Raw genomic sequence first — 23,319 nt, forward strand, 5'->3', positions numbered from 1 at the left:
GAAGGAGCGGGCAGGCGCGGGAGGGCGGTGCGGCCAGCGCCACGGGACATGTCCAGTGTTGGTCCGCGCGGCCGGACATATGCCGCAGGAATCACGCACTCCGCGGGACGTGCCTATTTGGGCGCGCAGAGACCTCGGCCCCTACGCGGGATGAGCCCAGTGTTGGTCCCGAGCAATGGACATGATGCCAATATGTCCAGTGCTCGGCCCGCGCCGAGGGACATGCCCGGCGGGAATTGAGCCCTCCAAGGGACATGCCCTGCGGGAATTGAGCCCTCCAAGGGACATGCCCTGCGGGATTTGAGCCCTCCAAGGGACATGTCCAGTGCTGGCCCGCGCAAAGTGACATGTGGCGCAGGATTCACGCACTCCGCGGGACGTGCCTTCCCGGGCGTGCGCAGAGACCTCGGTCCCTATGCGGGATATGCCCAGTGTTGGTCCCGGACAATGGGCATAACGCCAATATGCCCATCCCTGGCCCGCGGCGAGGGACATGCCCGGCGGGATTTGAGCCCTCCAAGGGACATGTCCAATGCTGGCCCGCGGCGAGGGACATGCCCGGCGGGAATTGAGCCCTCCAAGGGACATGTCCAGTGTTGGTCCGCACCAAGGGACATGCCCAGCGGAAATTCAGCCCGCCAAGGGACATGCCCATCCCTGGTCCGCGGCGAGGGACATGTCCCGTGGGTTTTGAGGGCTGCGAGGGACATGTCCAGCGGCGGGTGCTCACGCTGGGCATGTCCCGGGGAGGGCAGGAGGCTACTCCCCCAGCACTTCCAGGGCTTCGAGCCATTCGAGTTCAAGGGCTTCGCGTTCCCCGGCCAGTTCCTGGAGTTTCGCGTTAAGCCCGGCGAGCTGGTCGAACTTGCTGGCGTCCCCGGCCCCGGCGGTCATCTGGGCGTGGATCTTGTCTTCCTGCTGCTTGAGTTTGCCCAGCTGGCGGTCGATCCGGTTCTTGGCCTTGCGGGCGTCGCGCTTTTCGGCCTCGGAAGGGCCGCTGGTGGCGGGAGCGGATCCCCCGCCGGCGGAGGTGACGGGGTTGCCGCCGCCTGTGATCGTGGAGCCGGCCATGGCCCCTTCCCGCAGTTCGAGGTACTGGTCCACGCCGCGCGGCAGGGCACGGATCTTGCCATCGCCAAGGAGCGCCATCTGGTGGTCAGTGACGCGCTCGAGCAGGTAGCGGTCGTGGCTGACGACGACGAGCGTGCCCGGCCAGCCGTCGAGCACATCTTCGACGGCGGCGAGGGTGTCGGTGTCGAGGTCGTTGGTCGGCTCGTCAAGCATCAGCACGTTCGGCTCCCCCACGAGCAGGCGCAGGAGCTGCAGCCGCCGGCGTTCGCCACCGGAGAGGTCCTTGACCGGGGTCCACTGCTTCTCGTTGGTGAAGCCCAGCTGCTCCACGAGCTGGCCGGCGGTGAATTCCTTGCCGCCGACGTTGAAGGAGCGCTTTTCCCGCTCGATCACTTCGATCACGCGCAGGTCCGAGACGTCGTCGAGTTCCTTGACCTCCTGGGTCAGGACCGCGGTGACCACCGTCTTGCCGCGCTTGACCTTCCCGGAGCTGGGCTGGATCTCACCGTTGAGGAGTTTGAGCAGGGTGGTCTTGCCGGCGCCGTTGACGCCCACGAGGCCCAGCCGCTCCCCGGGGGCGAGGCGCAGCGTGATGTTGTCGAAGAGCTTCTGCCCGGGCTCGCCGCCGAGGAAGTCCAGCGAGACGTGCTCGAGGTCCAGGACATCCTTGCCCAGCCGGGCGGTGGCCATCTTGCTCAGCGCCGTCGAGTCGCGCGGCTCGGGGACGTCCGCGATCAGGGCGTTGGCTGCCTCGATCCGGAACTTGGGCTTGGCGGTGCGGGCCGGGGCACCGCGCCTGAGCCAGGCGAGTTCCTTCTTCACGAGCTGCTGGCGCTTGCTTTCCATCACGGAAGCGGAGCGGTCGCGCTCGGCCCGGGCCAGGACGTAGGCGGCATAGCCGCCGTCGAACGGGTCCATGATGCCGTCGTGGATTTCCCAGGTCTTGGTGCAGACTTCGTCGAGGAACCACCGGTCGTGGGTGACCACGAGGAAGGCGCCCTGGTTGGCCCGCCAGCGGGTCTTCAGGTGCCGGGACAGCCACGCGACGCCTTCGACGTCGAGGTGGTTGGTGGGCTCGTCGAGCATGATGACGTCGTGGTCCTCGATCAGCAGCTTGGCCAGCGCCACACGCCGCTTCTGCCCGCCGGAGAGCGCGTGGACGTTGGCGTGCCAGTCGACGTCGGACACCAGCCCGCCCATGACTTCGCGGATCTGGGGATTGCGGGCCCACTCGTAGTCGGCCTGGTCCCCCACGATCGCGGCGCCGACGGTGAGGTCGCCGTCGAGCACGTCGCTCTGGTCCAGGGAGCCGATGTTGACCTCGCTGCGCTTGGTCACCCGGCCGGAGTCCGGGGTGGAGCGCATGGCCAGCAACCGCATCAGGGTTGACTTGCCGTCACCGTTGCGGCCCACCATGCCGATCCGGTCGCCCTCTTCAAGGCCGAGGGTAATGCCATCGAGGACGGTACGGGTTGCATACGAGACCGTGAGGTTCTCGCCGCCGAGCAGGTGTGCCACTGGGAACTGCTTTCTTAGGTGTATCGGTGAAGTGAAGCTGTGAAGTCATCGGATGCGATGCGTCAAAAGCTCCTAAAGGAGCGTATCGGAGATGATGCGGGCCCCGTGCACCGGCCCGTGCACCGCCATGGCGTCGAGGCTGTGGTGCCGCAGCTCTTCGGCGAGCCCGGCGGCCGTGGCGGGGCTGTGCGCGAGGAACGCGACGGTGGGTCCGGAGCCGGAGACGATGCCTGCGATCGCGCCGCAGGCCTCGCCGCGGCCCAGGGTCTCGCGCAGGCCCGGGGCCAGTTCGATCGAGGCGCGCTGGAGGTCGTTGACCAGCACGCGGCTCAGGGCGTCGGCATCGCCGCTGCGCAGAGCCGTGAGCACGCCGGGATCCACGGCGTCGGGTTCGTCCACCGCCAGGCCCTCGGCCGCGCGCAGGCGGTCCAGGGTGCGGTAGACCTCAGGGGTGGGCAGGCCGAAGTCCGCGCTGACCAGGACCCAGTCCGTCTGGGCCTTGACCAGGGCCGGCGAGAGGTCATCGCCCAGGCCCAGTCCGACGGCGGTGCCGCCCAGCAGCGCGAAGGGAACATCGGCGCCGAGCTCGGCGGCCAGGTGGGCCAGCTCATCGCGGGACAGTCCGCTGTTCCACAACGCGTCGCAGGCCAGCAGGGTGGCGGCGGCGTCGGCCGATCCGCCGCCCATGCCGCCAGCCACGGGCACCCGTTTGGTGATCTCCAGGTGGACACCCGTGGAGTGTTCCGAGACGTCGGCCATGATGGCGGCGGCTTTGTAGGCCAGGTTGCGGTGATCGAGCGGAATGTCCACCCCGTCGAGGTCCACGGTGCTCGCATCACTGATGCTGACGGTGATCTCGCCGGTATCGGTGCTGGTGGCGGCAATTTCTTCGTAGAGCGAGACAGCCAGGTAGACGCTGGCCACGGAGTGGTAGCCGTCCGGCCGCAGCGGTCCGACGTCCAGTGAGACGTTAACCTTGCCTGGAGCTTTCACCCGGACGGTCCTCGCGGCAAAGCGCCCTCTCACTGCGTTCATGGCTCCACGCTATGGCATCGCGGCCCGGGCTCCAAGCACGCAACCGCCCCCGGAGGCGCCCATGCAGGGCTCACAAGGAGCTCAGGAGTCCGCTTGTCCGTGGGCTTCGGCGATTCTGGCGAACGCCGCGATGTCGATCACTTCGCCGCGTGCTGTGGGGTCGACGCCGGCGGCCCGCAGGCAGCGTTCGGCCTCGGCGGCACTGCCGGCCCAGCCGGCCAGCGCGGCCCGGAGCGTCTTGCGGCGCTGCGCGAAGGCGGCGTCGATCACGGCGAAGACCTGCTCCCTGGTGGCGGTCGTAACCGGGGGCTCCCGGCGCGTGAAGGCGACGAGTCCGGAATGGATCTTGGGCGCTGGCCAGAAGACGTTCATGCCGATCACGCCGGCCTTGCGCATGCTGCTGTACCAGGCGGCTTTGACGGATGGAACGCCGTAGGTCTTGGAGCCGGGCCCGGCCGCGAGCCGGTCGGCGACTTCATCCTGGACCATGACCAGGCCGTGCTGCAGGCTCGGGAAGTGCTGCAGGAGGTGCAGCACCACGGGAACGGCCACGTTGTAGGGAAGATTCGCGACGAGGGCGGTCGGCTCGACGGGAAGTTCGGTGACCCGCATGGCGTCCGCCAGCACGAGGTGGAAGTTCCCGACGGCGTGCGGTCGCCACGCGGCGACAGTGGCCGGCAGGCGCCCGGCAAGGACCGGATCGATTTCGACGGCGACCACGCTGCGGGCGGCGTCCAGCAGGCCAAGGGTCAGTGACCCGAGTCCGGGGCCGACTTCCAGGACGGTCTCATCGGCCCGGATGTCGGCGGCGTTCACGATCCGCCGGATGGTGTTGCCGTCGATCACGAAGTTCTGCCCGAGGGTCTTCGTGGGCCGCACGCTGATTTCCTCTGCCAGCCGGCGGATATCGGAGGCACCCATCAGCGGTGCGGGCCCCGCTCCGGGCAGGCTTTCGGGGGCGGAGGGGCTCGGTTCAGTCACCTAGGTATCCTATCCCGGCGCCGGTACGCCGCAGGCCGGGTCCGGAGGGAATCCGGACCGGCCTGTGCTCTCCCCTGGCTGTGGTCGGCAGCCGCGGGAGTCGGGCGTTTAGTGGCGGGCGTTCAGTGGCGGGCAGTCAGCCGCGGGCCTGGCCTGCTAGCTGGAGGCGGCCCAGCCGCAACCCCAGGGCTGCAGTCCGCGCTGGGCGTAGACCCGGTTGGCGACGGCGATCTGCTGGGCCTTGGTGGCGGCCGCGGCGTTCGGGGCGTAGGCGCCGCCGCCCGAGCTGAGCCAGGTGCCGACGTCGAACTGCAGGCCTCCGTAGTAGCCGTTGCCGGTGTTGGTGGACCAGTTGCCGCCGGATTCGCACTGGGCGATCTTGTCCCACATGCCCTGGTTCATCATGGCGGGGGCGGCCGCACCGGTGTTGGCGGCGGGCTTGGGCTTTTCCTTGGTGCCGACAGTGACCTTTTCGGTGACGGGCTGGACGCTGACGGTCTCGGACACCAGGGTCCGGGAGGCTTCGCGGCCATCCACGAGGACCAGCTTGAAGTTCTTGCTGGTGGTGCCGGCGACGCCGGCCTGGGTGACCTTCTTCTCACCCTTGAACATGTCAGCACTCTCGGTGGTGAGCGTTTCGAAGGCGACGGGCTCGGTGGTGTTGGCGGTCTTGCTGACGTCGACGCGGGAGACCTTGATCACCATGTCATTGACCACCGGGGCGTTCCCGGGCTGGGAGACGCGGTCGCTGGCCCCAAGCGAAAGCCCGGCGTCCTCGAGCACTTTGGCGACCGTGGCCGCCGTCGTGGTGGTCGCTGCCGCCTTGCCGTCCGCAACGAGGCTCACCTTTTTCGGCGTCGAGATGGAGACGAAGGAGCCGGAGACGGCGAGCTGGGCGTCCTTGGGCACGGAGACCTGCGAGGCGCTGGCCACGCCGAGTTCGGTCACGAGCCCTTCGACGGTGGGTGCGGTGGTGGAGATAGTCCGTTCGGCGCCGTCCAGGCTGACCTTGACGGCCTTGGCGAGGTTGACGTTGATGACTGACCCGTCCTGCACGTGGGCGTCCGCCGAAGGCGACACCCTGTCAGATGGCTGCAGTTCAACCTTGGCGCTCTTGACGACTTCCCCGACGGTTCCGCCGAAGGTCTGGACGGAGCTGACTTTGCCATCCACGTTGAGTGTGATCGTCTTGTTATTGCCGACGAAGGCCACGAGGCCCAGCACCAGTGCCACCAGCACCACGAGCTGCGTGCCAACCTTGACGAAGCTGAACTTGCCGTCCGATGTGAAGAACTTGACCACAATTGCCCGAATCTCTTGGACCTTCCGGGCACGGGGAAAAGTGCACGTGGCCATCCCCCGCGAGCGCGCCAACGGCGGCTCCGGACAGCGTCCGGAGCGTCACGGAACATGCGTGCACTGCCTCACCCAAAACGAGAGCGCGCATGTGGTTCGTTTGCCACAATGCACGCCCTGCTGGAGTGAAATTATCCGTAGGCCTTCCCCGACCCCGGCTAATAGTTGACCACTGTAATCGAAGCGTTATAAAGGAACCAAGAATTTGTGCATACCCCGTATCTACCCCGGGAGGCTGAATGAGGGCGGTTCAGTCCCAGGATCCGTATGCCCGCACCGTATTTGCGGCGATCTGCGCACACAGCCCGGAAAGCTCCGACCCAGTCACATCGGCCATGGCCCGCACCGTGTACGGAACCATGTAGCTCGCGTTCGGCCGGCCGCGATGCGGGTGCGGGGTGAGGAAGGGTGCGTCGGTCTCGACCAGGATCCGGCTCGGCTCAGCGATAGCCAGCGCTTCCCGCAGGTCCGTCGCGTTCTTGAATGTCACAGTTCCGGCAAAGGACATGTACCAGCCCTCCGCGTTGCAGGTCCGGGCGAGCGCCTCGCCGCCGGAGAAACAGTGGAAGACCACCCGCTCCGGTGCCCCCTCTTCGCGCAGGACCTGGACGACGTCGTCGTGGGCGTCGCGGTCGTGGATTTGCAGCGTCAGTCCAAGCCGTTTGGCGATGTCGATATGGCGGCGGAACGAATAGCGCTGGTGGACCAGGCCCTCGCCCTCGGTCCGGAAGAAGTCCAGGCCGGTCTCCCCGATCGCCCGGATCCTCGGATGGGCGGCGAGCTCCTCGATCTCGGCCAGGGCCTCCTCCAGGCCGCCGCGCCGGGCGTAGCCGGGGGCGTCGTTGGGGTGGAGGGCAACAGCGCCCAGGAGCCGTGAATCGAGGTCGACCGCGTTGACCGTAAACCGGGACGATTCGAGGTCGCAGCCCACCTGCACGGCGCCTTGCACGCCCACGGCGGCGGCGGCATCGAGGGCGTCCTTGATGCCCACCTCAAGCTCCGCGTCGGGAAAATCCAAATGCGTGTGGTTGTCCATGACCGGCACGGGAAGCGGTTCAGGTGCGGGCGGATACCCGCTGCGTCCGGTACCGTCGTGTCCAGGCGACCGGAAGGGGACGGGAGTGAGGGGACTGAGCATTCATCCACCCTAACCGGAGGCCAGATTTCCCCGGAACTCTCTGTCAGGGCCGGCAGTTGTGTTAGTAGTCTGTTAATACTCTGTAATTTCCCCGTTAGGAAACAGGTGAATGCCACTGCGGGGCCCGGCCGCCGCGGGCGGTCAGATCCGGGACCCACCAGGGCTGAAAGGCTGCCGATGGATTACCACCGCACTTCCGTAGACGACATCCTCCCCCAAGGACAGAGCCTCCCGGGCCGCGCTTCCTTGGATCCAAGCGCAGCCGGACACCGGCCCCCGCGGCATGAACTGCCGGCCATGGAAGCCGACGCCTTCCACTCAGCCAGCACCCGGATCCTGACGGCGATCAATACGGTCATCGACGGCAAGGCCGAAGCGGCCAAACTGGCGCTCACGGTCCTCCTCGCCCAGGGCCACCTGCTCCTCGAAGACGTCCCAGGGGTGGGCAAGACGCTCCTGGCGAAGACGCTGGGCCGCACCATCGACTGTTCCGTCAGCCGGATCCAGTTCACCCCGGACCTGCTCCCGTCCGACGTCACGGGCGTGTCCATCTACAACCAGGCGACCCGGACCTTCGAGTTCCGGCACGGCGCGGTGTTCGCCAACATCGTCATCGGGGACGAAATCAACCGCGCCTCGGCCAAGACCCAGTCAGCCCTGCTGGAGTGCATGGAGGAGCACCAGGTCACGGTGGACGGCACGTCCTACCGGCTGGATGAGCCCTTCATGGTGGTGGCGACGCAGAACCCCATTGAGATGGAGGGCACGTATCCGCTGCCGGAAGCGCAGCGGGACCGCTTCATGGCCCGGATTTCCATGGGCTACCCGGACCGTGAGTCCGAGATGGAGATGCTCGAAACCCACCAGGCCTCCTCTCCGCTGGCGCGTGTGACGGCAGTGGTCACCGCGGCGGAAGTGGCCGCCATGATTGCCACGGTGCAGCAGGTGTACGTGTCCCGGTCGATCAAGGAGTACACCGTGGCCCTGGGCCGGGCCACGCGGGAAAGCGGGCTTCTCCGGCTCGGCGCCAGCCCGCGGTCCATGCTGCAGCTCCTGCGTGCGGCGAAGGCCACCGCCGCGCTGGAGGGCCGGGACTTTGTGCTGCCGGACGACGTCGTCAGCGTCGCCGAAGCGGTGCTCGCCCACCGGATCATCCTCGACCGCAAGGCGGCCAGCGCGGGTGAGACGCCGCAAAGCGTCATCCGGGCCATCATCGCCAAGATACCCGTCACCCCGGACGTGACGGCCTCACCCAACGGAACCGGCCGCCCTGGCCGGAAGAAGGCCTCGGCCATGGCAGCCGCGCCGCCGCCCAACCTGCCCAATCCGCGCTAGGGAATGGCTCCGCCGTGGCGTTAAGGGATCGGTTCCCCGGGCACTTCTTCAGCAGCCGCGGCTGGGGCCTGCTCGGCGCGGGTGCGGTGTCGCTGCTGGCCGCGCAGATCATGGGGCGCCGGGACCTGCTGGCCCTGGCCGTCCTGCTGCTGGTGCTGCCGGCGCTCGCCCTGGCCGGAACCCGGGTCCTGAAGCCGAGGTTCCGGGTCTACCGCGAATTCAGCCCGTCGCCGGTTGAAACCTCCGCCCGTGCCACGGTGCGGCTGGCCGTCGCGCGGACCGGGGCGGGCACAGGCCACGCGGTCATGGAGGAACACTTGCCGGCCCGGTTCGGCGAATCGCCCGTCTTCCGGTTCCCGGCCCGTGCGGCAGCCGGCGGCACCAGCCGCTATGAGTACCACCTCCGCTCGGCCAGGCGCGGCCAGTTCCTGATCGGGCCCGTCACGGCGGAATTCAGCGATCCCTTCGGGCTCTCCTTCCACCGCCACGCGATTGACGACGGCGACCTCCTCACCGTCACGCCCGCCGCCATCGAGCTGCCGGAGACGGGGCTCGCCGGTGCCCGCGGACACGACGGTGTCACACCCACGCGGGCCCGGGCCAATCCCAGCGACGACGACGTCATGACCCGCGAATACCGCCACGGGGATCCGCTGCGCCGGGTGCACTGGGCCGCGACCGCCCGCCACGGGTCCCTCATGGTGCGGCAGGAGGAATCCGTCACGACCCCCGAGGCGACCATCATCCTGGACCAGCGGCTCTCCGCCTACCCCCACGGGGTGTTCGGCCACAGTGCCCATTCCTCCGGCGGCCACCCGGGCGGCGGGGAGGGGGACGGCCACGACCTGCTGACCTCTGATGCCTTCGAGTGGGCTGTCACGGCGGCGATGTCGATCGGGGCGCACCTCGCGGAACGCAACTACTCGTTGCGGTTCCTGGACAGCGCGGGCGAGCCGGCCTTCCGGCATTCGCCGTCCGCTCCCGACCCGGAAGCCGAGGAATACACCGGAACGGCCGGGCTGCAGTCCATCGCCGAAAGCCTGGCTGCCATCGAGCTTTCCGGCCCGCACCACACCCACCACCACAACCACCCGCACCGTGACCGCACGGGGCCCCGCCCGCAGAAGGCCGCGGCGGGAACCAGCACCGGATCTTCCGCGCCGGGGGGATTCCGCTCCGGGGCCGGTGCGGGCACCGGTAATGCCCCGCACGCCTTCGACGACACCCTGATGGACAAACTTTCCGCCCACCGGCTGCGCGGACCTGTCCTGGCGGTCCTGGGCAGCCTGACCCCGGCCGAGGCCCGGGCGCTGTCCCCGGCCGCCGGGTTCGGCGCGAACGCCTTCGCGCTGCTGGTCACGGACCGGGCACAGGACTCCGGCGACGTGCCCGAGGTGCTGGAGGCGCTGCGGCTGGGCGGATGGCGGGCCCTGGCGGTGTCCGCCCAGAGCTCGCTGCCTGACGCCTGGGCAGCCTTCGACCAGGCAGACCCGGGGATGTCCGCCGGGGCCGACGTCCGCCGCGGCGTGGGGGGCCGGCCATGACGCTCGCCCCGCAACGCAGCCAAGGCACCGGCACGGCCGGCGGAGAAGAACCGACGGCCCTCTCCCCCGGTGCGGCGTCCCGGCCGGACGGACCCGGCGCCCGGCCCTGGGTGATGGCGACCGCCGTCGCGGTAGCCGTCGCGGGCGCGGCCCTCGGATTCAACGGCGTCCTGCGTGGCTGGGCCTGGTACTCCCCGGTGTTCAGTACCGTGCTCTCCGTTGCGTTCTCCCTCGCGGTGCTCCGGTCCCTGCGTGCCCGGCCCTGGCTGGTGACCGCCGGCGGCCTGGTGGCGCTGATCGTGGCCGTGACCTTCATCTTCTTCCGGCAGCACAGCATTGCCGGGTTCATCCCCTCCCCGGAGACCATGAACTACCTGGGAAAGTTCCTCCGGCGGGCCAGCGAAACGGTTCTGGCCGAGAGCACCCCAGTGGCCCCCAACGCCGGAATCGTCATGCTGATCTGCGCGGTCCTCGGGGTGCTCGTGATCCTCATCGATGCCCTGGCGTTCCCGCTGGCGCTGCCGGCCACGAGCGGGCTCGGGATCCTGGCAATCCTCGTGGTGCCGGCCATGGTCAAGCCGCAAAGCGTGGGAGTGCTGGGGTTCTTGGGCGCCGTAGTCGGGTACCTGTTGATCCTCGGCTGCAGCCATTGGTACACGCCGGATACCCGCACCCTGGCCGACACCGCCCGCAACCCCGGGCAGCTCCGGCGCGGCACGGTCACGGCCGTCGCGGCGCTGACCCTCACGCTGGTGCTGCAGCTGGTCATCCCGGGTTTCGACCAGGGCACGTTCCCGCAGGGCTCGCGGCTGAACCCGTTCGGCGGCGCCACCGGCCTCAATCCGATGATCAGCCTGGGCAACAGCCTGCGCAGCCCCTCCGGCGAGGGCCGGATCACCTTCGCCACGAACGCGCCGACGACGCCGTACCTGCGCTCGGTAACCGTGGACACCTTTGACGGCGATTCCTGGTCACCCGATGACCGGGAGTCGAGCCGGCAGCCGGGAACCGGCCGGCTCGAGGCCGGGCATGAAACCGCCCCGGCCGAGCTCCGCGTAATTACGGCCGTCAACACCGGCCAGTACACGAGCCCGTACCTGCCCGCACCGTATGCGCCGGAAGCTGTCAACGGACTCTCAGGGCGCTGGAGCTGGGACCCCGCCACGCTGAGCATCAAGGGTGTGGACACAAATTCCCGCGACCAGCAATATGTGGTCTCGTCCGTCACTCCGCAGCTCACGGCAGCGCTGCTGGCGGGCGCTTCCGGGCCGGTGACCGGTGTCCCCGAACTGTTCCTCCGGGAACCGTCGAATGTTCCGGAGGTTGTGCGCAGCACGGCTAAAACCGTGACGGCGGGTGCCAACTCGCCGTATTCGCGGGCCATGGCCATCCAGAGGTATCTGCGCTCCGCCGAGTTCAGCTACTCGCTGCAGTCCCCCGTGCAGGGCGGCTACGACGGCAACGGCCTGTCCGTGCTGGCGGACTTCCTGACCCAGAAGAGCGGCTACTGCATTCATTTCGCCTCCGCCATGGCCGTGATGGCCAGGCTGGAGGGCATTCCGAGCAGGATCGCCGTGGGCTACGCGCCGGGGCGCCCCACGGGGGCCACGGTGGCGGTCTCGGGCCAGGGCCCGCTTCCGGAGTTCGAGGTCGATGCCCGGGACGCCCACGCCTGGCCGGAGCTCTATTTCCAGGGCATCGGCTGGGTCGCGTTTGAGCCGACACCGTCCCGCGGCGTCGTTCCGGCGTACGCCACGGATGCCGCCGCACGCAGCGGTGCCAGCACCAACGACCGCAACGACGCCCTGACCCCCGGTGACGGTTCCACCCAGGCACCGTTCCCGGCCCCCGGCACGGTCCCGCTTCCCGGAGCGGGCACGCCGGCGCCCAGCGGCGCGCAGGCGGCACAGGCGCTGTACAGCGTTGCCGCGGTGCTGCTGCTGGCGCTGCTGGTGGCCTCCCCGCGGCTGGTGCGCAGCGGCGTGCGGCGCCGCAGGCTAAGGACGGCGTCCCGCGGCTATCCCGGCGTCACGGCCGGGACGGCGCTGCCGGCCTGGGCGGAACTGCGGGATCTGGCCACGGACTACGGGGTGGCGCCCGGAGCGAGCGAAACGCCGCGGAATTTCGCCGAGCGGTTGCGCGCCTCGACGGTTTTGGGGGAACCCGGCGGTGCGGACGGGCCCGGCCAGCGGGCCGCGGCGGCCCTGACCGAGGACTTCGAACGTGAGCAGTACGGCCGCCCGGGCGGCGTGGCCGGTCCGGCGCGGACCGCAGGCTCCGCGGATCCGGCCGACTCCGCCGCGGCCAGGATCGCCCTGGTGCAGGCCTCGCTGCGCGCCAACGCCGGCTTCCTGGTCCGGCTGCGCGCGGCCTGGCTCCCGCCGTCGGTCATGTCCGGCTGGCGACGGGCCCTCCGGCTGCCCCGCGGATTCCTCTCCCGGACAGCACAATACTCCCGGACAGCACGACGCACCCGGCGGGGGTTCGCGGGATCCTGGGGAAAGATCCGCAACTCCGTCCGCCGGGTGCGCCGCGGGTAGCTGGCGTGGCTAGCCGGCGTAGGGGTCGGCGATGCCGATGTACTGCGTGTAGAGGTATTCCTCGATGCCCTCGAGGCCGCCTTCACGGCCCAGACCGGACTGCTTGACGCCGCCGAACGGGGCGGCAGCGTTGGAGACCACGCCGGCGTTGAGGCCCAGCATGCCGGTCTCGAGCCGTTCGCCCATCCGGATGCCCCGGTTCAGGTCCCGGGTGAAGACATAGGCCACCAGCCCGTACTCGGTGTTGTTCGCGAGCCGGACGGCCTCGTCCTCGGTGTCAAAGGTGATGATCGGGGCGACGGGTCCGAAGATTTCCTCGGACAGGATCCGGCTGCCCTCGCTCACGCCGGTGAGGATGGTGGGCTTGTAGAAGTATCCCGGGCCTTCGACGGCGGAGCCGCCGGTCACGGCGACAGCACCGGAGTTCACGGCGTCGGTGACGAGTTCGTGGACCTTGTCCCGGCTCTTGGCATCGATCAGCGGGCCGACCTTGGACTCGGCCTCGGTGCCGCGGGCGGTGGTCATATCCGCCATCTTCGCGGCGAACTTCTCCGCGAACTCGGCCGCGACGGACTCGTGCACGATGAACCGGTTCGCCGCGGTGCAGGCCTCGCCCATGTTCCGCAGCTTCGCCAGCATCGCCCCGGCGACGGCGGCGTCGATGTCGGCGTCCCCGAAGACGACGAACGGGGCGTTCCCGCCGAGTTCCATCGAGGTCCGCAGCACCGTCTCGGACGCATCCGCGAGCAGCCGGCGGCCGACCTCGGTGGAACCGGTGAAGGACAGCTTGCGCAGGCGCTGATCCTTGATCAGCGGGCCCGTGGTGGCGCCGGCCGTGGAGGTCGGGATGACGTTCAGGACACCGGCGGGCAGGCCGGCCTCGACCATCACGGCCGCGAACAGCTGGGACGTCAGTGGGGTCAGGTTCGCGGACTTGAGCACCATCGTGCAGCCGGCCGCGACCGCGGGGGCGATCTTGCGGGTGGCCATCGCCAGCGGGAAGTTCCACGGCGTGATCAAAAGGCACGGGCCCACGGGCTTCTTGGTCACCAGCAGCCGGGACTTGCCGTCCGGGGAGACCGAGTAGCGGCCGAACGCGCGGACGGCCTCTTCCGAGAACCAGCGCAGGAACTCGGCGCCGTAGGTGACCTCGCCGCGGGCCTCGGCCAGCGGTTTGCCCATCTCCAGGGTCATCAGGAGCGCGAAGTCCTCGGCCCGTTCGGTTACCAGCTCGAAGGCGCGGCGCAGGATCTCGCCGCGTTCCCGGGCCGGGACCTTGGCCCAGGACTCCTGCGCGGCAGCGGCCGCGTCCAGGGCCGCCTTGCCGTCTTCGGGACCGGCGTCGGCAATGCTGAGCAGGACCTTCCCGGTCGCGGGATCCTCGACGTCGAAGGTCTTCCCGGACACGGCCGGACGCCATTCGCCGTTGATCAGCAGACCCGTCGGAACGGACGCCAGCAGGGCGCTCTCCCGGTCCGCGGAAACAATAGGCTGGGCAGTTACAGTCACAATGACTCCCTCGTCAGCAATTCGGTTGAACTAGTGTGGGCACAAGTTTTTTGAATGGGTTTTCGTTGTAGGCGCTCGTTCCCACAGGCAGGCACGGGCGTCTGGATTACTGCCACGCTACTGCCGCGCTCACTGGCAAGTCTATGCATGCGCGCACTACTGTATCCAGACTATGCTGTGCAGCTGCACAACCGTTCTGCGTGCGCGTGGAGCCCGGTTCCGGCGGGCCCCCGAGGCAAGCAGCGCGCCGGAACCCGCCGCCCGGCACCCACCACCTGGCTCAGCGCACGGCTCAGCGCGCGGCGAGGACCGCGGCATAGAGTTCGCGCTTGCTGACCTTCGCGTCATCGGCCACTGCGGCGACAGCCTCCTTCAGCCGGATTCCCTGGGCTATCAGCCCGTTGACGGCGGCCACATGATCCTCGGGGCGGCCGGGTTCGCGTTCCGGGGCGCCGCCCACCACCACGGCGATTTCGCCGCGTACCTCGCTGGACTCGGCCCATTCAAGCAGTTCGCGCAGGGTGCCGCGGATGACCTCTTCATAGGTCTTGGTGAGTTCGCGGCAGACGGCAGCCCGGCGGTCGGCGCCAAAGCTCTCCCGCAGGGCCCTCAGCATGGGCTCCAGCCGGTGCGGCGCCTCGAAGAACACCATGGTGCGCCGCTCGGTGTCGAGATCGGCCAGCCGCGAGGAGCGTTCACCGGCCTTGCGGGGCAGGAAACCCTCGAAGCAGAAGCGGTCCGTCGGCAGGCCCGACAGGGCCAGGGCGGTCAGCACGGCGGAGGGTCCTGGGGCCGCGGTGACGGTGAGGCCGGCCGCCACGGCGCCTTCAACCAGCCGGAACCCCGGATCAGAAACAGAGGGCATGCCGGCGTCGGTCACCATCACAAGAGTCTTGCCGGACCGGACCTGCGCCAGCAGGTCAGCCGTCTTGGCTGCCTCATTGTGCTCGTGATAGCTGATGATCCGGCCGGCCACGGTGACGCCGAGGTTCTGCACAAGGCGGTGCAGCCTCCGGGTGTCCTCCGCGGCGACGATGTCCGCCGTCGCGAGCAACTCCACGAGCCGCGCCGAGGCATCGCCCGCATTTCCGATCGGCGTCGCGGCGAGAACGATCCTGCCGGGCCCGCCAGGGGCGAGAACACTGGCGGAAACAGCGGCGGAATCAGACGCGGAATCAGGGGCGGGAACGGCGGCGGCGGCATCGCCGTCGAAGGGAGGATCGAGGGGAGGAAGGGGGGAAGGGCTGGGTTCGTGGTCCACAGGACCAGCCTACTGCCGCCGGGGCGGGGGCCTGCGAGCACAGCTGCGAAAGGTAGCATGGGCAACGTGACCCAGACCCCCACGCGGCAGCCCGAGACTGGCCCCGATGCATCGCCGGCAACAGGTCCCAGCCGTCCCGACGGCCGGGCGGCCGGCAAGGACCGGAGCCGCTTCAGCACCGGCCGCAACCTTGAAGGGCACCGCTGGATCGGCCGCCCCGCCGAGGCCAACACCCCGGAGGCCCTCAGGGAACGCCTGATCGGCGGCCTCCAGAGCTGGCGGGACTACCCGGCGTCGCTTCGGCTCTGGTACTGGCTCATTCCCGTCCTGACGGCCGCGCTGGGCGGCGTCCTGCGGTTCGTCCGGCTGGACACGCCGCGCAACCTGGTCTTTGACGAAACGTACTACGTCAAAGACGCGTACTCCTTCCTGGTCAGCGGATACGAGCGCAGCTGGCCGGACCGGGCGAACGACTCCTTCATCGCCGGCAACCCCGGCGTGCTGCTGAACACCCCGGAGTACGTCGTCCACCCGCCGGTCGGCAAGTGGATGATCGCCGCGGGCATGTGGCTGTTCGGGGCGGACAACCCCTTCGGCTGGCGGTTCGGTGCAGCCCTGACGGGGACACTGTCCATCCTCCTGCTGGCCCTGATCGCGCAAAAGCTCTTCCGCTCGCTCACCCTGGGTGCCGTGGCCGGCATCCTGCTCGCCGTGGACGGCCACCACCTGGTCATGTCCCGGACCTCGCTGCTGGACATCTTCCTGATGTTCTGGCTCCTCGCCGCGTTCGGGGCCCTGCTGATGGACCGCGACGACGGCCGGAGGCGGCTCGCTGCCCGGCTCGGCCGGCAGGCCGCGGCCTCCGCCACGGGGCGGCCCTCGGCGCTGCAGCTCACCTCCGGGCCCTGGCTCGGCATCCGGTGGTGGCGCCTCTCGGCGGGCGTCTGCCTGGGCCTGGCGGTCGGCACGAAATGGTCCGCCCTGTTCTTTCTGGCCGGATTCGGCCTGCTGACCGTCTTCTGGGACCTCAGTGCGCGGCGCATAGCCGGCGTGCATGCCTGGATCAGCGGCGGCATCCTCAAGGACGGCGTCCCGGCCTTCCTGAGCATCGTTCCGGTGGCCGCCCTGGTCTACGGCGCCACCTGGACCGGGTGGTTCCGTTCCACGGACGCCTACTTCAGGCACTGGGCCGACGCCAACCCCTCGGCCGAGTGGGGCTGGCTGCCGAACGCCGTACGGTCCCTGGTGCATTACCACCTGGAGGCCTACAAGTTCCACCAGGGCCTCAGTGCCGACCACCCCTACGAGGCCAGCGCCTGGAGCTGGCTGGTCATGGGCCGGCCCACGTCCTTCTTCTACGAATCCCCCGGGCAGGGCACCCCGGGCTGCGAGCTGACCAACTGCACCACCGCCATCCTCTCCGTCGGCAACCCGTTGATCTGGTGGAGCGCGGCCGTGAGCCTGGGTGTCCTGCTGTTCTGGTGGGCGGGCCGCCGCGACTGGCGCGCCGGCGCAGTCCTGGCCGGAGTGGCCGCAGGATATCTCCCCTGGTTCATGTACCCGGAGCGCACCACCTTCTTCTTCTACGCCGTGTCCTTTGAACCGTTCCTGGTGCTGGCGCTCGTCTATTGCCTGGGGCTGGTGCTCGGCCAGCGCGCCGACCCCCTCTGGCGCCGGCGGTCCGGGTTCTACCTGGTGGCGCTGTTCGTGGTGGCGGCCGTGCTGGTGTCCGCGTTCTTCTACCCGGTCTGGACGGCCGAGGTGATCCCGTACCAGGACTGGCGCATCCGGATGTGGATGCCGTCCTGGATCTAGGGCAGGATTGCAGGGGAATGTCCGCCGAACTCCGGGCGGACCAGGAAATGGAGACTCGGCTGTGAGAGAAGCAAGCACCGGACTGCTCGTGGAGCTGGACCCGGAGAGCAACGTGACTGACCTGCTCCTGGAGCAGCACGCGAAGGATCCCGTGCACGCCCTCTACTCCCGCAAAGGCCCCGCCGGCTGGACCGACGTCTCCGTCCAGCACTTCCTGGAGCAGGTCACTGCCCTTGCCAAGGGCCTGATCGCCGGCGGACTCACGCCGGGCGAAACCGTCGCGGTCATGTCCGCCACCCGGTACGAGTGGACGGTGGTGGACTTCGCCATCTGGTTCGCCGGCGGCGTCACCGTCCCGATCTACGAGACCTCCTCCGCGGCCCAGGTCGAGTGGATTCTCCATGATTCGGGGGCCCGGCGGGTGTTCGTCGAGGACCACGCCAGGGCCGCCCTCGTCCAGGGCGTCCTGGACGCCTCCACCGTCCTCGGTGACCGGCTTGTTGCCGTCGTGCGGATGGAGCACGACGGCGCCGCACCGAACCTGGCAAGCATGGCCGCGGCCGGCACCGGGGTGACCGACGCCGAGCTGGAACGCCACCGGACCGCGGCGTCCCTGGCGGATGTCGCGTCCCTGGTCTACACCTCGGGCACCACCGGCAAGCCCAAGGGCTGCGAGATCACCCACGCCAACTTTGCCCTCGTGGCCAAGAACATCGTCCTGTTCCTGCCCGAGCTCCTCATGCAGCCGCGTTCCCGGACGCTGATGTTCCTGCCCCTGGCGCACGTCCTGGCCCGGGCGGTACAGGTGGTCTGCCTGAGCTCCGGATCCACCCTCGGCCACACCGCCAGTGCCAAAGAGCTCCTGGACGACCTGGACAGCTTCAAACCCACCTTTCTGCTGGTGGTCCCCCGGATCTTCGAAAAGGTCTACGCCGGAGCCGCGCAGAAGGCCGACGCCGCCGGCAAGGAACGGATCTTCACAGCCGCAGCGGCGGCCGCGATCGACTACTCCAAGGCCCTCGACGCCGCCTCCCGGGGCAACGGCACGGGCCCGGGGCTCCTGCTGCGTGCCCGGCACGCAGTCTTCGACCGGATCCTGTATCCCAGGCTCCGGCAGGCCTTCGGCGGCCAGCTGCGGTACACGGTCTCCGGCGCGAGCCCGCTGAGCTCCAACGACGCCCATTTTTTCCGCGGCGTGGGCATCCCCGTCCTGGAAGGCTACGGCCTGACCGAAACCACGGCGCCCTGCACAGCCAACACCCCGGCGCGGACCAAGGTGGGCACCGTCGGCATCCCGGTGCCGGGCACCACGGTCCGGGTGGCCGACGACGGCGAGATCCTGGTCAAGGGCATCGGCGTCTTCAAGGGCTACCACGCCAACGAGGCCGCCAACGCTGAGGCCTTCGTGGACGGTTTCTTCCGGACCGGCGACCTCGGCTCCCTCGACGAGGACGGATTCCTGACCATCACGGGCCGGAAGAAGGACCTGCTGGTCACAGCCGGCGGCAAGAATGTCGCCCCGGGCCCGCTCGAGGAGAAGATCCGGGAGCACCAGCTGGTCGGACAGGCCGTGGTCGTTGGCGACGGCCGGCCCTTCGTCTCGGCACTGGTGAACCTGGACCCGGAAGGACTGCGCAACTGGTGCGCCGCCCGGAAGGTGCCCGTCATGGCGCCGGCCGAAGCCGCCACGGACCAGACGGTCCGGGCCGCGATCCAGGAAGCCATCAATGCCGCGAACCTCACGGTCTCCAAGGCCGAGTCCATCCGCAGCTTCGTCATCCTGGACGCCGACTTCACCGTGGAATCAGGGCACCTGACCCCCTCGCTCAAACTCAAGCGGGCCGCCGTCGTGCGGGACTACGAACAGCACATCAACCGCATCTACGGCTGACCCCGGGCAACCGGCCCGTCGTCAGACGGTGTGCCGGGTGCGCGCCGGGCCCTCTGCGTCGCTGCCGGCCGTGCCGTCCGCCGCGGGCGCAGCCTCGGCGGTGGCGCCGGCGCCGGCATCAGTATCGGTGCCCTTGGACGTGGCGGCGGCCTTCTTGCCGAGGCCGCGGCGCCGGCGCGTGGGCCAGGTCAGGACGAGGGTGACCAAGGAAGCGAGCAGCACGAGGCTTCCGATGACGATCCCGGCGTCCATCCAGAACTGGCCCGGGAAGAGCCGGATCAGGGTGTCCTGGAGCGTAAATGTCCAGGTCCCGTTGGCGAAGAAAATACGGTGGAAATCGGTGAAGAACTGCTCCCAGCCGAGTACCGCGAGGGTCCCGAGGCCGATGATGAGTGCAAGGGTGACGATCGAGCCGGCGAACAGGCCGCGGCGGACTCCCCCGTTGTGGCGCCGCTTGAGGTAGATCACGGCCACCAGGCCCAGCAGGATCAGCAGGGTACCGGCGCCGAAAGTGGACAGGATCACGGCCTTGACGTCGGCCATGTGGCTGACTTCGCCGTCCTTGAACAACCGCTCCCCGCTTTGGTCCACAAGATCGCCGAGGTAGCGGGGGCCCGACCAGTTGCTGAGGTAGTCCACCGCGTAGGAACCGTACGTCATGCGGTCATCGGTGCTGAAGCCGTAGCCGTCACCGGGGAAGCCCGGACGGTTGTATTCCACCCAGAGGAACAGGGGGCTGGTCACGGCGCGGACGGCGAGCACCAGCAGGATGACCGGGTAGAACACGGCGAGCAGCACCTGAAGCACCCGCGGCAGGACGGGCTTGGCCTTGGCCGCCTGCTCGCGTTCGGCATTACGGCGTTCGGCGTTGCGGCGTTCGACTTCGTCCTCGGGGTCGGTGTCAGGACGTGCGCGGGCTGATGCGCCGGCTCCTGCCCCGCGCGCCTCGTCATTCGACGTGGCAGCATTCGACGTGGCCACGTCCGACGGGGAAGTATCCGACGGCCCCGTGGCGGCGGCCTCGGCCGCCTTGCGGTCGGCGCGGCTCTCCGGCTGGCTGGCGGTGGGCGTTGCCGACGGCGCTGCCGCGCCCTCTGCTGATCCCGCTGCTGCGGCTGATCCTGTCTTGCCGGCGGCTGCGGCCGGCCCTGCCGGGCCGGCTGCCGTGCCCGCCGTGGGCTTGCCGGCGGCGGCCGGCTTCATCCAGTCGAACGCCGGTTCGTCGGAGTCGTCCGACGGATCCAGGTGCGGATCCGGCCGGTCGGGAGGGGTGGGACTCTTGTCAGTCACGTGGAGCTTCGCTTCCGTAGGCTTCTGCGCTGCCCGGCCTGCGCCCGGCTGCGCAACTTATCTGGCTCTGAGCCTACCGTCAGAGGATTGGGCTCAGCGAGGTGCCACCCCGTCAGTTGGCGTATTGGGCCCAAGGGATGTTCCAGTCCCCGAAGCCGTCATCGAAGTTGGCGTACTCCCCCTCGGTGTTCACCACCTGGACGACGTCGCCGGTGGTCATATTGTCGAACACCCACTTCGCGCCGTCCGGGCCCAGGCCGATACAGCCGTGGGAGAGGTTCGTCTTGCCGATATAGGGCATCGCGGACTCCGTGGCCTGGTGGATGAATTCCCCGCTGGGCGTCAGGCGCGTGGCGTAGTTGACGTCCAGCTGGCCGTAGTAGGCCGGATCCCCCGGTTTGAGCCCAATCGTGGAGGCATCCATGTGCTCCACACGGTGCTTCTCCATGAACACGAGGAAGCCCCGTGCCGACGGGAACCGGGTGTCGCCCATGGTCGCCGGCCAGTGTCCGGCCGGCTTGTCGTTGATGCTGACCGAGAACGTATGGGCCTTGGCGTCGGCGACGGCCACCTTCTTGTCCCCGATATGGACCGTTACCGTCTTGTTGAAGTTGCCGACCTGCCCGTTGCCGAGCTCGACGCCGAACAGCTTCATGTCCATGGTGATGGTGCTGTTCGCGGCCCAGAAGGCCTCCGGCCGGTACCGGACAGTGTTGTTGTTGAACCAGTGGAAATCACCCACCTGGCCGGACGTCGAGGTGATCTTGATGGCCTTTTCGACGGCGGTCCGGTTCAGGACCGGCTCGCTGAAGGTGATCTGCAGGGGCTGGGCCACACCCACCTTCATCCCGTCCAGGGGGTATATGGCGGCGTCGGCCTCGTTGGCGGTCGACACGGTGGTGAACGCGCGCGTGCTGTGGGTCTCGCGTCCGGCGTCGTCCACCACGGAGTACGTGAAGTTATACCGCGTGTTGAATGTCAGGTTGCCGGAGGACGTCCAGGCGGACCCGTCCGTGCCCAAGGTACCGTCAACGGTGTCGCCGTCATCGCTCGTCAGGGCCACGCGGTCAATCCGGCCGTTCGTGACCTTGAGGGAAACCGGCGCCGCAGGGTTGACCTGCTTGGCGCCGTCGGCGGGCGAGACGGCCAATTCTGCGGGGGCGACCACCGGGACGGCGAGTCCCGGCGTCGTCCGGGACGGGGACCCGGCCTCGGAGGAAATCCCGGACTGGGCCAGCCCCGGAGCCGCCGCGGCGAAGGCTCCGCCGCCGGCTGCCAGGGCACAGAGCACCCCCAGCAGGGCGATCTTTCGGCCGGTACTCCAGGTTTTCAGGGCCATCACAGGACCCGGGCGTTTCCACACGTCATCCTGCCAGCATAAGCGAATTACCTTGGAACCCCGGCCCGATTCGACCACGATCCGGTTACAAAAGTGCCCCCAAAACGGTCACAACAAAGGGCCCCGGACCTTCGTCCGGGGCCCTTTGGGAGGGTTCCTAGTAGCGGTAGTGACCGGGCTTGTACGGTCCGGCCACGTCGACGTCCAGGTACTCCGCCTGTTCCTTGGACAGCTCGGTCAGCTCCACATCGAGGGCACCCAGGTGCAGGCGGGCGACCTTTTCGTCCAGGATCTTGGGCAGGACGTACACCTGGTTCTCGTATTCCCGCTCGCCCTCGGGCTGGCCGGCCTTCGTGAACAGTTCAATCTGGGCGATCGTCTGGTTGGCGAAGGAGTTGCTCATGACGAACGAGGGGTGTCCGGTGGCGTTGCCGAGGTTCAGCAGGCGGCCTTCGGACAGGACGATGATGGAGCGGCCGCCCTTACCCGTGGCCGGGTCAGCTTCGAAGACCCACTCGTGCACCTGGGGCTTGATCTCGACCTTCTTGATGCCGGGGACCCGCGCCAGCCCGGCCATGTCGATCTCATTGTCGAAGTGCCCGATGTTGCCCACGATGGCCTTGTCACGCATCTCGGCCATGTGCTTGGCCATGATGACGTCTTTGTTGCCCGTGGTGGTGATGAAGATGTGGCCTTCGCTGAGGACGGATTCCAGCTTGGCGACCTGGTAGCCGTCCATGGCCGCCTGGAGCGCGCAGATCGGGTCGATCTCCGTGACGATCACGCGCGACCCCTGGCCGCGGAAGGCCTCTGCTGCGCCCTTGCCGACGTCGCCGTAACCGCAGACGACGGCGACCTTGCCGCCCATCAGGACATCGGTGGCGCGGTTGATGCCGTCCGGCAGGGAGTGGCGGATGCCGTACTTGTTGTCGAACTTGCTCTTGGTGACTGAGTCGTTGACGTTGATCGCCGGGAAGAGCAGCTTGCCCTGCTCCGCCAGCTGGTACAGGCGGTGCACGCCCGTGGTGGTCTCCTCGGTGACGCCGAGCAGGAGGGCGCCGATGCGGGTCCATTTCTGCGGGTCGGTCTCGAGGGATGCGCGCAGCACGTCGAGGAACACCCGGCCTTCCTCGGACTCGTCCTCGGCGGCGGCGGGGACAGCGCCGGCGGCCTCGAACTCGACACCCTTGTGCACCAGCATGGTGGCGTCGCCGCCGTCGTCCAGGATCATGTTCGGGCCCAGCTCAGGGTTGGCGTCGGCGCCCGGCCACGTGAGGATCTGCTGGGCGGTCCACCAGTATTCCTCCAGCGTCTCGCCCTTCCAGGCGAAGACGGGGACGCCCTGGGGGTCCTCGACGGTGCCGTTGCCGACCACCACTGCGGCGGCGGCTTCGTCCTGGGTGGAGAAGATGTTGCAGGACGCCCAGCGGACTTCGGCGCCGAGGGCGGTAAGGGTCTCGATCAGCACCGCGGTCTGGACGGTCATGTGCAGGGATCCGGCGATCCGGGCGCCCTTGAGCGGCTGGCTGGCGCCGAACTCCTCGCGCAGGGACATGAGTCCGGGCATCTCGTGCTCGGCGAGGCGGATCTGGTGGCGGCCCGCCTCGGCCAGGGAAATGTCCGCAATCTTGTAATCGAAAGTCATCTGAGTCCTTTGTTGTGGCCGGTGGCATCGCGTGTCTGGAGCTGGGCGATT

The 23,319-nt window shown here is 68.7% G+C and carries 15 protein-coding genes; 5 read left to right on the top strand and 10 right to left on the bottom strand.

What is annotated here, in order from left to right:
* Nucleotides 1–759 precede the first annotated feature (759 nt).
* The 5 genes from AC1DDH_RS10085 to AC1DDH_RS10105 all read right to left on the bottom strand — a co-directional run bounded on the left by AC1DDH_RS10085 (nucleotide 760) and on the right by AC1DDH_RS10105 (nucleotide 7,099).
* Complete coding sequence (locus tag AC1DDH_RS10085) at nucleotides 760–2,589, bottom strand: ABC-F family ATP-binding cassette domain-containing protein (protein WP_476955360.1); 1,830 nt, start codon at nucleotides 2,587–2,589, stop codon at nucleotides 760–762.
* Nucleotides 2,590–2,661: 72 nt separating this feature from the next.
* Complete coding sequence (locus tag AC1DDH_RS10090; RefSeq protein ID WP_476955361.1) at nucleotides 2,662–3,624, bottom strand: 4-(cytidine 5'-diphospho)-2-C-methyl-D-erythritol kinase; 963 nt, start codon at nucleotides 3,622–3,624, stop codon at nucleotides 2,662–2,664.
* 81 nt (nucleotides 3,625–3,705) lie between these two features.
* The gene (gene rsmA / locus AC1DDH_RS10095; RefSeq protein WP_476955362.1) at nucleotides 3,706–4,605 is read right to left on the bottom strand and encodes a 16S rRNA (adenine(1518)-N(6)/adenine(1519)-N(6))-dimethyltransferase RsmA; all 900 of its coding nucleotides are present in this window, start codon (nucleotides 4,603–4,605) and stop codon (nucleotides 3,706–3,708) included.
* Between the two features lie 156 nt (nucleotides 4,606–4,761).
* Complete coding sequence (locus AC1DDH_RS10100) at nucleotides 4,762–5,907, bottom strand: ubiquitin-like domain-containing protein (RefSeq protein WP_476849065.1); 1,146 nt, start codon at nucleotides 5,905–5,907, stop codon at nucleotides 4,762–4,764.
* A 304-nt stretch (nucleotides 5,908–6,211) separates the two neighbouring features.
* Complete coding sequence (locus AC1DDH_RS10105) at nucleotides 6,212–7,099, bottom strand: TatD family hydrolase (protein ID WP_476849066.1); 888 nt, start codon at nucleotides 7,097–7,099, stop codon at nucleotides 6,212–6,214.
* Between the two features lie 177 nt (nucleotides 7,100–7,276).
* Here AC1DDH_RS10105 and AC1DDH_RS10110 point away from each other — a divergent pair, with 177 nt between their 5' ends.
* The 3 genes from AC1DDH_RS10110 to AC1DDH_RS10120 are packed head-to-tail and all read left to right on the top strand — an operon-like array spanning nucleotide 7,277 to nucleotide 12,518.
* Nucleotides 7,277–8,434, top strand: coding sequence for an AAA family ATPase (locus AC1DDH_RS10110; RefSeq protein WP_476955363.1), 1,158 nt, complete (start codon nucleotides 7,277–7,279; stop codon nucleotides 8,432–8,434).
* Between the two features lie 14 nt (nucleotides 8,435–8,448).
* Complete coding sequence (locus AC1DDH_RS10115) at nucleotides 8,449–9,978, top strand: DUF58 domain-containing protein (protein ID WP_476849068.1); 1,530 nt, start codon at nucleotides 8,449–8,451, stop codon at nucleotides 9,976–9,978.
* On the top strand, nucleotides 9,975–12,518 hold the full coding sequence (locus AC1DDH_RS10120; RefSeq protein ID WP_476955364.1) for a transglutaminase TgpA family protein: 2,544 nt from the start codon (nucleotides 9,975–9,977) through the stop codon (nucleotides 12,516–12,518). The genes AC1DDH_RS10115 and AC1DDH_RS10120 overlap by 4 nt, the downstream gene beginning before the upstream one ends.
* A 9-nt stretch (nucleotides 12,519–12,527) precedes the next feature.
* Here AC1DDH_RS10120 and AC1DDH_RS10125 read toward each other — a convergent pair whose 3' ends face one another.
* Nucleotides 12,528–14,027, bottom strand: coding sequence for an NAD-dependent succinate-semialdehyde dehydrogenase (locus AC1DDH_RS10125; RefSeq protein ID WP_223914141.1), 1,500 nt, complete (start codon nucleotides 14,025–14,027; stop codon nucleotides 12,528–12,530).
* Nucleotides 14,028–14,319: 292 nt separating this feature from the next.
* Nucleotides 14,320–15,288, bottom strand: coding sequence for a 16S rRNA (cytidine(1402)-2'-O)-methyltransferase (rsmI, locus tag AC1DDH_RS10130; protein WP_476955365.1), 969 nt, complete (start codon nucleotides 15,286–15,288; stop codon nucleotides 14,320–14,322).
* 57 nt (nucleotides 15,289–15,345) lie between these two features.
* Here rsmI and AC1DDH_RS10135 point away from each other — a divergent pair, with 57 nt between their 5' ends.
* Together AC1DDH_RS10135 and AC1DDH_RS10140 are read left to right on the top strand one after the other, a co-directional pair.
* Nucleotides 15,346–17,103: a dolichyl-phosphate-mannose--protein mannosyltransferase gene (locus AC1DDH_RS10135; protein ID WP_476955366.1), complete on the top strand. Its 1,758-nt coding sequence runs from the start codon at nucleotides 15,346–15,348 to the stop codon at nucleotides 17,101–17,103.
* 61 nt (nucleotides 17,104–17,164) lie between these two features.
* Entirely contained in the window at nucleotides 17,165–18,994 is a 1,830-nt protein-coding gene (locus AC1DDH_RS10140) for an AMP-dependent synthetase/ligase (RefSeq protein ID WP_476856556.1), read from the top strand.
* A gap of 21 nt (nucleotides 18,995–19,015) precedes the next feature.
* Here AC1DDH_RS10140 and AC1DDH_RS10145 read toward each other — a convergent pair whose 3' ends face one another.
* The 3 genes from AC1DDH_RS10145 to ahcY all read right to left on the bottom strand — a co-directional run bounded on the left by AC1DDH_RS10145 (nucleotide 19,016) and on the right by ahcY (nucleotide 23,268).
* Nucleotides 19,016–20,284, bottom strand: a complete 1,269-nt coding sequence (locus tag AC1DDH_RS10145) for a TIGR01906 family membrane protein (protein WP_476955367.1) — start codon at nucleotides 20,282–20,284, stop codon at nucleotides 19,016–19,018.
* 112 nt (nucleotides 20,285–20,396) lie between these two features.
* Nucleotides 20,397–21,623, bottom strand: a complete 1,227-nt coding sequence (locus AC1DDH_RS10150) for a L,D-transpeptidase (RefSeq protein WP_476856558.1) — start codon at nucleotides 21,621–21,623, stop codon at nucleotides 20,397–20,399.
* Nucleotides 21,624–21,780: 157 nt separating this feature from the next.
* Entirely contained in the window at nucleotides 21,781–23,268 is a 1,488-nt protein-coding gene (gene ahcY / locus AC1DDH_RS10155; RefSeq protein WP_476955368.1) for an adenosylhomocysteinase, read from the bottom strand.
* Between the last annotated feature and the right edge of the window lie 51 nt (nucleotides 23,269–23,319).

It is taken from the genome of Arthrobacter sp. 10T425, assembly GCF_056393985.1.